This is a genomic window from Microbacterium laevaniformans, assembly GCF_016907555.1.
Taxonomy (GTDB): Bacteria; Actinomycetota; Actinomycetes; order Actinomycetales; family Microbacteriaceae; genus Microbacterium; species Microbacterium laevaniformans.
Genome location: NZ_JAFBCE010000001.1, coordinates 973,670 through 985,574, shown reverse-complemented (window position 1 = coordinate 985,574; position 11,905 = coordinate 973,670). Strand labels below are relative to the sequence as shown.

General features: G+C 68.6%; 11 protein-coding genes. 4 read left to right on the top strand and 7 right to left on the bottom strand.

Features of this window, described 5'->3' with window-relative positions:
• Window positions 1–88 precede the first annotated feature (88 nt).
• Window positions 89–2,158, bottom strand: a complete 2,070-nt coding sequence (gene uvrB / locus JOE53_RS04565) for an excinuclease ABC subunit UvrB (protein WP_204946916.1) — start codon at window positions 2,156–2,158, stop codon at window positions 89–91.
• Window positions 2,159–2,271: 113 nt separating this feature from the next.
• Between uvrB and JOE53_RS04560 the strand changes: the two genes are divergently transcribed.
• Complete coding sequence (locus JOE53_RS04560) at window positions 2,272–2,880, top strand: DUF4126 domain-containing protein (protein WP_036287943.1); 609 nt, start codon at window positions 2,272–2,274, stop codon at window positions 2,878–2,880.
• 9 nt (window positions 2,881–2,889) lie between these two features.
• On the opposite strand, the gene coaE is transcribed toward JOE53_RS04560, so the two are convergent.
• The 6 genes from coaE to JOE53_RS04530 form a co-directional block, all read right to left on the bottom strand.
• A complete protein-coding gene (coaE, locus tag JOE53_RS04555) occupies window positions 2,890–3,492 on the bottom strand; it encodes a dephospho-CoA kinase (protein ID WP_061681625.1) in 603 nt (200 codons plus the stop codon).
• Between the two features lie 2 nt (window positions 3,493–3,494).
• Window positions 3,495–4,694, bottom strand: coding sequence for a nucleotidyl cyclase domain-containing protein (locus tag JOE53_RS04550; protein ID WP_061681626.1), 1,200 nt, complete (start codon window positions 4,692–4,694; stop codon window positions 3,495–3,497).
• Window positions 4,691–6,385 carry a sensor histidine kinase gene (locus JOE53_RS04545; protein WP_204946915.1) on the bottom strand — a complete coding sequence of 565 codons (1,695 nt, stop codon included), beginning with the start codon at window positions 6,383–6,385 and terminating at the stop codon, window positions 4,691–4,693. Before JOE53_RS04545 ends, JOE53_RS04550 begins: the two co-directional genes overlap by 4 nt.
• A 104-nt stretch (window positions 6,386–6,489) precedes the next feature.
• Window positions 6,490–7,941 carry a 30S ribosomal protein S1 gene (gene rpsA, locus JOE53_RS04540; RefSeq protein ID WP_005049227.1) on the bottom strand — a complete coding sequence of 484 codons (1,452 nt, stop codon included), beginning with the start codon at window positions 7,939–7,941 and terminating at the stop codon, window positions 6,490–6,492.
• Between the two features lie 216 nt (window positions 7,942–8,157).
• A complete protein-coding gene (locus JOE53_RS04535) occupies window positions 8,158–9,168 on the bottom strand; it encodes a cation diffusion facilitator family transporter (RefSeq protein ID WP_233449487.1) in 1,011 nt (336 codons plus the stop codon).
• A gap of 9 nt (window positions 9,169–9,177) precedes the next feature.
• Entirely contained in the window at window positions 9,178–9,606 is a 429-nt protein-coding gene (locus JOE53_RS04530; protein WP_233449486.1) for a YchJ family protein, read from the bottom strand.
• Between the two features lie 114 nt (window positions 9,607–9,720).
• Between JOE53_RS04530 and JOE53_RS04525 the strand changes: the two genes are divergently transcribed.
• The 3 genes from JOE53_RS04525 (at window position 9,721) to JOE53_RS04515 (ending at window position 11,902) form a co-directional block, all read left to right on the top strand.
• On the top strand, window positions 9,721–10,227 hold the full coding sequence (locus JOE53_RS04525) for a hypothetical protein (RefSeq protein ID WP_204946914.1): 507 nt from the start codon (window positions 9,721–9,723) through the stop codon (window positions 10,225–10,227).
• Window positions 10,228–10,463: 236 nt separating this feature from the next.
• Entirely contained in the window at window positions 10,464–10,949 is a 486-nt protein-coding gene (locus JOE53_RS04520) for a hypothetical protein (protein ID WP_233449485.1), read from the top strand.
• A 38-nt stretch (window positions 10,950–10,987) separates the two neighbouring features.
• Entirely contained in the window at window positions 10,988–11,902 is a 915-nt protein-coding gene (locus JOE53_RS04515) for a 5'-3' exonuclease (protein ID WP_204946912.1), read from the top strand.
• Window positions 11,903–11,905: the final 3 nt, after the last annotated feature.

Genomic DNA, 11,905 nt, shown 5'->3' with positions numbered 1-11,905 from the left:
CTGTCAGCATCGCCGTGCGAAGCCCGAGTCCACCCTGCCGGCGACACCGCCTGCACGTCGTTCAGGTGGTGCGGCGCGCTGGACCTGCTTACGCGTGGCCGGCATTCACCATGGCCCGCAGCTCCTTCTTGAGATCCTGCACCTCGTCGCGGAGCCGCGCGGCCAGCTCGAACTTCAGCTCACCGGCCGCGGCGAGCATCTGCTGCGAGAGATCCTCGATGGTCGCCTCGAGCTGCATGGCACCCTCTGCCGCGATGCCCTCCCGCCGCAGGCGCGGCGTCGGCGAGCCTGCGCGACCCGAGCCGCCGCCACGAGCCAGAAGCGCCTTGGTATCGGACGCCTCGCGTGCCAGCACGTCGGTGATGTCGGCGATCTTCTTGCGCAGGGGCTGCGGATCGATGCCGTGCGCCGTGTTGTACGCGATCTGCTTCTCCCGGCGACGCTCGGTCTCCTCGATCGCCGATCGCATCGAGTCGGTCATGTTGTCGGCGTACATGTGGACTTCACCGGAAACGTTTCGCGCCGCTCGACCGATCGTCTGAATCAGTGACGTCCCGCTGCGCAGGAACCCTTCCTTGTCGGCGTCGAGAATGGCGACGAGCGAGACCTCGGGCAGGTCGAGCCCCTCACGCAGCAGGTTGATTCCCACCAGCACGTCGTAGACACCCTGTCGAAGCTCGGTGAGCAGCTCGACGCGACGCAGCGTGTCGACGTCGGAGTGCAGGTATCGCACGCGCACACCGTGCTCGCCGAGGAAGTCCGTCAGCTCTTCGGCCATCTTCTTGGTCAGGGTGGTGACGAGCACGCGCTCGTCTCGCTCGACCCGCACCCGGATCTCCTCCAGCAGGTCGTCGATCTGCCCCTTGGACGGCTTGATCACGATCTGCGGATCGACCAGACCCGTCGGTCGGATGATCTGCTCGACGACGCCATCGGCGATACCCATCTCGTAGCGGCCCGGCGTCGCGGACAGATACACCGTCTGACCGACGCGGTTCTTGAACTCGTCGAAACGCAGCGGGCGGTTGTCGAGCGCGCTCGGAAGCCGGAAGCCGTGGTCGACCAGCGTGCGCTTGCGCGACGCGTCGCCTTCGTACATGGCGCCGATCTGCGGCACCGTGACGTGCGACTCGTCGATGACGAGCAGGAAGTCGTCGGGAAAGAAGTCGAGCAGCGTGTGCGGCGGCTCGCCGGGCTCGCGACCGTCCATGTGTCGGGAGTAGTTCTCGATGCCGGAGCAGAAACCGAGCTGCTGCAGCATCTCGAGATCGAACGTCGTGCGCATCCGCAGGCGCTGTGCCTCCAGCAGCTTGCCCTGGCCCTCCAGCTCCGCCAGCCTCTCGGCCAGCTCGGCCTCGATCGTGCCAATGGCGCGATGGACGGTATCGGTGCCCGCGACGTAGTGCGACGCCGGGAAGATGGGCACACTGTCGAGCTTCTGGACGACGTCTCCGGTGAGGGGATGGAGCATGTAGAGCGCTTCGATCTCGTCGCCGAACAGCTCGATGCGGACCGCGTACTCCTCGTAGACGGGAATGATCTCGATCGTGTCGCCGCGCACACGGAAGTTGCCGCGCGAGAAGTCGACGTCGTTGCGGTTGTACTGCATCGCGATGAACTTGCGGATGAGCGCATCGCGGTCGTACCGCTCGCCCACCTGCAGGGCGACCATCGCGCGGAGGTACTCTTCGGGCGCACCGAGACCGTAGATGCACGACACCGTGCTGACCACGACCACATCGCGACGGCTCAGCAGCGAGTTCGTCGTCGAGTGACGCAAGCGTTCGACCTCGGCGTTGACGGACGAGTCCTTCTCGATGAAGGTGTCCGTCTGCGGCACATAAGCCTCGGGCTGGTAGTAGTCGTAGTAGCTGACGAAGTACTCGACGGCGTTGTGCGGCATCAGCTCACGGAACTCGTTGGCCAGCTGCGCCGCGAGGGTCTTGTTGTGGGCCAGCACCAGCGTGGGACGCTGTACCTGTTCGATCAGCCACGCCGTCGTCGCCGACTTGCCGGTACCGGTCGCGCCGAGCAGGACGACGTCGGTCTCCCCCGCGTTGATTCGAGCCGCGAGCTCGGAGATCGCCTGCGGCTGATCACCGCTGGGCGCATACTCGCTGACGACCTCGAACGGCCGGACGGATCGCGTGGTCTGCATGCCTCCAGCGTAGGCTCGGCCTCCGACATCGGCCGCGTCGTTCGCCCTCGGCGTCCTCGTTCGCCCAGGCCCTCCCGAGGCGCTCGGCCCGCTCGGCCCCGTACTGTGGAGCCATGCTGGAGTTCCTCGTCGGGTCCGGCCTCGCCGCGGCCGCGGGGCTGAACGCGTGGATGCCGCTGTTCGCACTGGGGCTGTTGGACCGTTTCGTGCCGGTGATCGATCTGCCCGCCTCCTGGTCGTGGCTTTCCAGCGACGTCGCCCTCTGGATCACCGGTGTGCTGCTGGTCGTGGAGATCGTGGCCGACAAGATCCCCGCTGTCGATTCCGTGAACGACGTCCTGCAGACCGTGGTGCGCCCGGCATCCGGGGGCATCGCCTTCGGCGCCGGTGCGAGCGCGCAGACGGTGCGCGTCGACGACCCGAGCCTCTTCGCGGGCGCCGCATGGGTGCCGATCGTCGTCGGCGTCGTGATCGCCCTCGCGCTGCATGCCCTCAAAGCGTCGGTGCGCCCTCTCGCCAATGTCGCCACCGCGGGCGTCGCCGCCCCCGTCCTGTCGGCGGCGGAGGATGTATCGGCGGGAGCACTCATCGTGGCCGCGATCTTCGCGCCCGTTCTGGCCGGAGCGCTCGTGGTCGCCCTCATCGTGTCGGCCGTGCTTCTGCTGCGTCGTCGACGCCGCCACCGCTCAGGGACGTCCGTCGCCTCCGTACCGCGACCGTGAGCGCGCACCTCAGCGCGAGGGGTGCAAGCGCCTCCACAGCGCCTCGACCTGCGCACTGGTCTCGGCCAGCGACCCGGCTGTGTCGATGATGACGTCGGCGACGGCCAACCGCGTGTCATCGTCGACCTGCGACGCCAGCCGCGCGCGGGCATCGGCGAGGGTGAGCCCGCGCAGCGCGACGAGGCGCTCCTCGCGCAGGGATGCCGGGGCGTGCGCCACGACGATCAGATCCCACGGGTCGTCGGCCCGCGCCTCGACCAGCAGCGGCACGTCGTAGACGACGACCGCATCGGGATCGGCGGCGAACGCCGCGGCGAAGCGCCGGCCCGACTCTGCCGCCACGGCCGGATGGATGAGGGCGTTGAGGCGGCGACGGGCGTCGTCGTCGGAGAAGACGACCGCTCCCAGCGCTGCGCGGTCGAGGTTGCCGTCACCGGCGATCACTCCCGGACCGAACGCGGCGGCGATCTGGTCGAGCACCGGAGACCCGGGAGCCTGCAGCTCGCGGACGATGGCGTCGGCGTCGACGATGACTGCACCGTGTTGGGCGAGGAGGCGCGCGATGGTCGATTTGCCGGAGGCGATGCCGCCGGTGAGCGCGAGAAGGGGCATGCCTACGAGGATGCCACGTCGGCGTCGGCCGGAGCCGTCGACGGCGGCGCCACGAAGACGGAGGCCTCTGCGATGCGCGCCGCGCGCAGTGCGGCCGAGCGCGCAGCGCTCATGAGGATTCCCGGGTCGTACCCGAGCGACGAGGTGAGTCCCACTCCGACGCCCACCGACGCGAGACGGCCGTGAGCGACCGCGGTGAGCTCGTCGATGGCGCCCCGGAACAGCGCGCTGCCGACGCGGCGGGCATCGGCGGTCGATTCGGCGAGAGTGCAGATGACGAGCTGCCCGTCCCCGTCCTCGCCGACCAGAGCCGCGGCCGGCGCGAAGGATCGAGCCGCATGACGGCAGGCGGCCGAGATCGTATCGACCACGTCACCGCCGAAGGCGTCGCCGATCTCGTCGAGCCCGTCTGCACGAAGCACGATGACGGCGATGCCCTCCTGCCGCCACGAGGCTCGCTCCACGATGTCGGCGAGGGCTCCGGCGAAGGTTCGCGGCAGCATGACACCGTCGGCGGCGACACCGTTGGAGGTCAGCCACTCGTAGCGCTGCCGCGTCGTGCGCTGCGAGCGCAGCACCGACATGACGATCGCCGCCACCATCGTCAGGATCACCGTGACGATGTTCGCGCTGATGGAGCCGAGCCACCGCGAGAACAGCTCGCTCTGCGGCCCGAGCGTCACGAAGACGACAAGGCGCACGGCGTAGAACACCCCCGCGGCCGCGAGCACGGTCGACAAGGCCCAGGCGCTGCGCAGTCCGCGCATCGGGCTGCGCAGCGATTCGGCGGCACCGGCTCCGAAGAACACCACGAGCGATGCCGCCATCGCCCACCAGCCACCCCAGCTGCCCCGCGTCGGGTACTCGATGAGCGCGGCGACGAAGGTGATGACCGCAAGCGTCCCGACCGTCACCGACGAGACGAGAACGGAGCGGTCGTTGAACCGTCGGCATCCCAGAAGCATGAATCCCGGCACCGAGACGAACAGGGCGTTGCCGACCGCGACCGAGACCGCACCGCCTACACCCGCAGACCACGCCATGTAGGCGAGCGTTGTCGCCAGCCCGCAGAAGAACGCCACCGCCCACAGCCGTCCCGGGCCGGTATCGCGGCGCAGCAGGGTGTCGAGGATGAAGGTCAGACTGGCGACCGACGCAACGACGGCCGTCATGACCGTGACGCTGAACAGATCGAGATTCATGCCCCGTCCTTGTCGGTGAGCTCGGCCGATCCGGGCGGGAGTCCGGTGGACGTCTCCCGGTCGAAGACCTCGCGGGTCGCCGGCAGGACCACGGTGAAGACGCTGCCCTCCCCCGCGGTCGATTCGACGGCGATGGATCCGCCGTGAGCGGCGACCAGATCACGTGTGATCGTCAGACCCAAACCGTTGCCCGGCACGGACGGCACGGCGCGGAAGAACCGCTCGAACACTCTCGCGGCCGCATCGGGGGCCATGCCGATACCGGTGTCGGCGACCCGAACCGTCGTATGAACGCCGTCCGTCGAGGTGGATGCCGTCACCCGGCCACCGTCGCGATTGAACTTCACCGCATTCGCCATCAGATTGTCGATCACCTGTCGGATGCGGGCCGGATCGGCGTACGCCTCGGCCGCGCCCGACTCCTCCACGCGAAGGTCGACGAAGCGCCCCTCTGCGACCGGCTCGAGCCCCGCCGCTGCAGCGCGCACGATCTCGGTCATGTCGACGACGCGAGGGTGCAGGCGCGTATCGATCGACGACCCCGACCGCGACGACGCCGACAGGATGTCGGTGACGATGCCGAGCAGCCGCTCGCTGTTGCGGTGCGCGGTCTCGACGTGCCTGCGCGCGGCATCCGAGAGTCCGCCGCCGTCGAGGACCAGCTCGAGATACCCGAGGATGGACGTCAGCGGGGTGCGAAGCTCGTGCGAGACCGATGCAACCAAGTCGTCACGCACCCGCTGGGCGTCCCGCTCCGCGGTCACGTCGCGCGCGATCAGCACCGCTCCAGCCGGGGCGCCGTTGTGATCCGTGAGGGGGCGCCCGGCGAAGGCGAACGCGCGTCGGCGACCGTCGGGCAGTGCAAACCACAGGACGGCATCGTCGAACGACTCCTGACGCTGCAGACGCACGAGAGGGTGCTGCTGAGGGTCGAGAGGCACCAGCTTCTCGTCGGTGACGGCGGAGTCGCCGGCGCCGCCAGGAAGGAATCCGGGTATGCGGCCGAAGCGGAGGAGCGCATCGTTCTCGAGCACGACCTCGCCCGCCGCGGAAAGGCGGATGACTCCGAAGTCGACCGTGTCGAGGACTTCGCTGACCAGCTGCTCCTGACGCAGCGCCTCGCGGTGCGCCGCCGACACGCGCACCGCTTGACGGTCCAACAGCGTTCGCTGCGCACGGAAGCGGCGCGAAGACGAGTAGCAGGCGACACTGACCGCGACGATGACGACCGGAAGCAGGACCACCGCGTACGTGCCCGCCGGCGATGCCCCGGTCCACAGGATGCACCAATACACGACGGGGATGCCGACCACCGAGATCGCGAAGCCGGCGCGGCCGATCACCGACAGCCACATCGCCGGAAACACCCACAGCAACCCGAAAGCAGCGTTCGGTTCGGCGATGCGCATGAGCGCGATGGCGACGATATCGACGACCGGAAGGACGATCACGGCGTACGGCGGCAAGCGCGACCAGGGTACGGCAAGGCCGGCCACTCCTCCGAGGACGACGAGCAGCACCGCGATCCCGAAGAGACCGCCATCGGTGAGGGACGCCGTGGCGATGCCGATGAAGAACAGCACGCCGACGACGGCGCACAGCACGAGCTGATTGCTCGCCGCGGCGCGGTCGCGCAGTTGGCCGCGGATGCGGCCGTCTGCGGGGCCGGTGGGGCTCGGGGTGCTCGCCATGGGATGACGTTACAGCCGGGGAGCGCGCGACGGCAGGATGCGACGGCACAGGGCCGCCGCCCGGACGGATCCGGGGCGACGGCCCTGTGCGAATGCGGTGCGGCTCAGCGGCCCGACAGCTTCTCGCGCAGAGCCGCGAGAGCCTCGTCGTCGGCCAGCGTTCCGCCGCCGTTCGAGGAGTCGGACGAGAACGACGATCCGCCGGTCTCGATCGGAGCGGCAGCCTCGGCCTCGAGCGTCTTGGCGACGGCGAGCTTGTGCGCCTCCCAGCGAGCCTGGGCAGCGGCGTACTCCTGCTCCCACTTCTCGCGCTGGGCGTCGAAGCCCTCGAGCCAGGCACCCGACTCGGGGTCGAAGCCCTCGGGGTACTTGTACTCGCCGTTCTCGTCGTACTCGGTCGCCATGCCGTACAGCGCCGGGTCGAACTCGGTGCCGTTGGGGTCGACCGACTCGTTCGCCTGCTTGAGCGAGAGCGAGATGCGACGACGCTCGAGGTCGATGTCGATGATCTTGACGAAGACCTCTTCGCCGACCGACACGACCTGCTCGGCGAGCTCGACGTGCTTGCCGGAGAGCTCCGAGATGTGCACGAGGCCCTCGATGCCGTCCGCGACGCGAACGAACGCACCGAAGGGGACGAGCTTGGTGACCTTGCCCGGTGCGACCTGACCGATCGCGTGCGTGCGGGCGAAGACCTGCCACGGGTCCTCCTGCGTCGCCTTCAGCGACAGGGAGACGCGCTCGCGGTCGAGGTCGACCTCGAGGATCTCGACGGTGACCTCCTGGCCCACCTCGACGACCTCGGAGGCGTGCTCGATGTGCTTCCAGGACAGCTCCGACACGTGGACGAGACCGTCGACGCCGCCGAGGTCGACGAACGCACCGAAGTTGACGATCGACGAGACGACACCCTTGCGGACCTGACCCTTGTGCAGGTTGTTGAGGAACGTGGTGCGCGACTCGGACTGCGTCTGCTCGAGCAGGGCGCGGCGCGAGAGCACGACGTTGTTGCGGTTCTTGTCGAGCTCGAGGATCTTCGCCTCGATCTCCTGGCCGAGGTAGGGCGTCAGGTCGCGGACGCGACGCAGCTCGATGAGCGACGCGGGCAGGAAGCCGCGCAGGCCGATGTCGACGATGAGACCACCCTTGACGACCTCGATCACGGAACCGGTGACGACACCGTCGTTCTCCTTGATCTTCTCGACGTCACCCCAGGCGCGCTCGTACTGCGCGCGCTTCTTGGAGAGGATGAGGCGGCCTTCCTTGTCCTCCTTCTGGAGAACGAGGGCTTCGACCTCGTCGCCGACCTTGACGACCTCGTTGGGGTCGACGTCGTGCTTGATGGAAAGCTCGCGCGAGGGGATGACACCCTCGGTCTTGTACCCGACGTCGAGGAGGACCTCGTCGCGGTCGATCTTCACGACGGTGCCTTCGATGAGGTCGCCGTCGTTGAAGAACTTGAGGGTCTTCTCGACCGCGGCCAGGAAGTCCTCAGCAGATCCGATGTCGTTGATGGCGACCTGCTTGGTGGCCGGGGCGGTCGTTGCGGTAGTCATGTAGTGGGTTGTCCTTGTTGGGTTGGATGTCGGGCTCCGGCGCGAGATGATCGCGCAACGGCACACGGACGAAGACGAACGAATGCCCCGCCGGAGCGGTCGGTCAGGGATTGCGTGTCATGAGCGCGCAGCACAGCGCCACACGCATGACACTCCAGGGTATCAGAATCACCGGCTCGCCGTCGGGGGCATCCCGCGCGGCGACGGGTCCGTCGCCTAGCCGCGCAGCGGGTCGGCGGGGTCCGCCGGATCCAACGCCGGAGCCCCCGGTCGAGACAGCGTGAGCACCGCCCAGGCGACGCGCGGGCTCTCGGCCAGACGATCCTCGACGGCATTCAGCTGGGCGGCGACCGCATGCTCGGGGACGTCGCCCACGAGGTCGACCGCGGCGACGACGAACACCCGTCCGGGGCCGACGTATTCGATGTGCAGGTAGGTGATCTGCGCGATCTCCGCCTGTTCCAGCAGACGCTGCAGCGCGGCGGCCCGCACGCGCGGCTCGACCGCGACGCCCACCAGGAAGCGGCGGTTCTGGCGGATCAGCACGATCGCGACGACGGCCAAGAGCACGCCGACCAGAATCGATCCGATCGCGTCCGGGGCCGCAGATCCGGTGAGCTGATGCAGCAGGATGCCGAGGAAGGCGATCACCAGACCGATCAACGCCGCGGCATCCTCGAAGAAGACCGCACGCAGCGTGGGGTCGGACGTGTCCATGACGTACTCGAGCACGTCCTTCGCGCTCTCCCGTGCGCGACGACGCGACTGGCGCAGCGCCTGGAGGAACGAAACGCCCTCCAAGACGAACGCGACACCCAGGACGGCGTAGGAGACGCCGAACAGACCGGCCGGCTCAGGCGCGAACAGCTCCTGCACCCCGTGCATGATCGAGACGCCGGCGCCGACGGCGAACAGACCGAACGCCGCGAAGAGCGACCACACGTACGCTTCCCGTCCGTACCCGGTGGGATGCCGCGCATCGCGCGGACGCGCCGACCGGCGGGTCGCGACGAAGAGGAAGATCTCGTTGCCGGTGTCCGCCCACGAGTGCGCGGCCTCGGCGAGCATGCTCGCCGCACCGGTGAGCACCGCCGCGACGGTCTTCGCGACGGCGATGAGGAGGTTCGCTCCGAGCGCGACGAGAACCGTCAGCAGCGACTCCGCATCGCCGGCTGCGCCGTCCGGCGCAGGGAGCGCCGCGCGGCGGGACGATCGGGAGGGCGCCATGCTCACACGCTACGCGGGGTCGACGACGCCGTCGACGTACAGCCAGCGACCGTCGAGACGGCGGAAGCGACTGCGCTCGGTGAGCACTCCGCACGCGCCGGTGCCGCGCTGCCACCACGACGCCCGGAAGGTGACCGTGGCGCGGACGTCGTCCACCCCTCCGTGGGTCTCATCGATATCGAGGCGCTCCCAGCACAGGTCGTCGTCGAGCTCCAGTCGATCGGGGCGGGTGGCCGGGTGCCACGACGCCAGAAGATGAGAGGCGTCGCCCAGCGCGAACGCCGTGAACCGTGAGCGCATGAGCTTCTCCGCCGTCGCGGCCGCGAGACCGTCGAGAACAGGGCCGCAGCATGCGGCGAACGCGCCGCCGCCGCACGGGCACGGCGATGCCGCAGGAGGACGGCGACCTCGTGGTGGGGAGGCGGCGCCGAAGGACATTCCCCGACTCTACGACACGCCCACGCTCGCGCGCGCCGAGTGTGCGGCTGTGGAAAACCGCGGTGAGCGCACGGCGCGGTGGCTACCGTGAGGGACATGACGAGGCGAAGACACGTGCTGTCGGCAGTGGTGGCGTTCGCGCTGGCCGGGAGCATCGTCGGATGCACACCGCAGAGCACGCCGTCGCCCGCGCCGAACTCCAGCTCCTCGGCGTTCTCCTCGGATGCCGAGGCCTTCGCCGCCGCCGAGGCGACCTACCGCGCCTACGTCGATGCCACGAACGCCCGCAGGGTGGACCCGACATCCCTTCCCAACCCCAACGACTTCCTGAGCGGACAGGCACTGGACGACGAGATTTCAACTGCAAGCACACTAGACGAGCGTGGTTGGCGCATAACCGGTGAGACAAAGATCGCGTCGATCAGGCATGTCACTAACGAGTTGGGTTTTCCTCTCCTGCGGGTCTGCCTAGATGCATCAGCTACCAGAGTGCTGGACCGTTCAGGCTCGGATGTCACACCCACGGACAGAACGACCGTGCAGTCACTCGCAGTGAAATTCGCAAAACGCTCTAGCGGCGTTCAAATTGTCGACTCAGTGACGAGCGCCGAATCATGTTGACGATACTCATCTTCGCTGCGCTCACTAGCGCGACAGCCTGTAACTCGAATGCTCAAGCAGCTGGGCTCTGCTCCATCTCGAACACGGGATCATCGGTAGAGATCGGCGCGACGCGGCCGGGCGGATCTGGCGGTTCCGGGGGTTCCCGCGGCGATGGCGGCGATGCCGAGGCCGCACCGGCGCCACCCCCGCCGGCATGCACCGACAGCCTGTGCCGGGGCAATTACTCGGTCTCGGTGCTGCGGCCGACCCTCACCGACGTGGCGTCGTTCGCTCCGGCATCCGCGCCGTTCGTCGACGAACCCGACGGGGTGGGCATCGTCGGCATGCCGATGAACTTCGTCGCGGCGGCGGGCGTTCATGAACAGGCGGGAACGCTCTTCGATCTTCCGGTCACGGTCCGCTTCATTCCGACGTCGTACCACTTCATCTACGGCGACGGCACGTCGCGCGACAGTCCCACGGGCGGCCGGACCTGGGCCGCGCTCGGACGCGCGCAGTTCAGCGCCACCGACACCAGCCACGCCTATGCCGCGCGCGGCACCTACACGGCAACGGCGACGGTCCGCTACGCGGCGCAGGCGAACTTCGGCAACGGCTGGATCGACGTACCCGGCCTCCTCGACATCACCGCCGGCACGACGACGCTGCAGATCGTCGACGTCAAGACCGCGCTCGTCGACAAGACCTGTCTCGAGAATCCACGCGGCCCCGGCTGCTGACCCCGCACGAGCTCGCAACGCCGTGACAGGATGAGCGCGTGGCCGATCGCCTGATGCTCCTCGACACCGCGTCCCTCTACTTCCGTGCGTTCTACGGCGTGCCGGACACGGTCACAGCGCCCGACGGCACCTCGGTCAATGCAGCACGCGGACTGCTCGACATGATCGCCAAGCTCGTGTCGACCTACGAGCCGACCCACGTGATCGCCTGTTGGGACGACGACTGGCGTCCGCAGTGGCGGGTCGATCTCATCCCCACGTACAAGACCCACCGCGTCGCCGAGGTCGTCGCCGACGACACCGACATCGAAGAGGTCCCCGATCCGCTTACGGCCCAGATCCCTGTCATCCGTGACGAGTTGGCAGTTCTCGGCATCCCCGTGGTCGGTAGGGCCGATCACGAAGCCGACGATGTCATCGCCAGCTACGCGACTCAGCACGCCGGTGCCGTCGATGTCGTGACGGGCGACCGCGACCTGTTCCAACTCGTCGACGACGCCCGGTCGGTGCGCGTGATCTACACCGGACGCGGCATGAGCAAGCTCGAAGTCCTCGACGAAGCTGCCGTCATCGAGAAGTACGGAGTGCGGGCCAGCCAATACTCGGACTTCGCCGTCCTGCGCGGTGACGCCTCGGACGGGCTGCCCGGCGTCGCCGGTATCGGCGAGAAGACGGCTGCGGCCCTGCTCGCCAGTCACGGCGACCTCGCCGGCATCATCGCCGAGGCAGCCCGCGGGGGCCTCGCGGCGGGCGTTCGGGCGAAGATCGTCGCCGCAATCGACTACCTCGCCGTCGCCCCGCGGGTCGTCGAGGTCGTCCGCACGCTCGACCTTCCCGCCCTCGGCGCACCGCTGCGTTCCCCCGACCCCGACGCGGCCGCCCGGCTGGATGCCGAGTGGAACCTCGGTGCACCGCTTGCCCGGGCGATCGCCGCGATCACCGCCCGCGCCTGACGA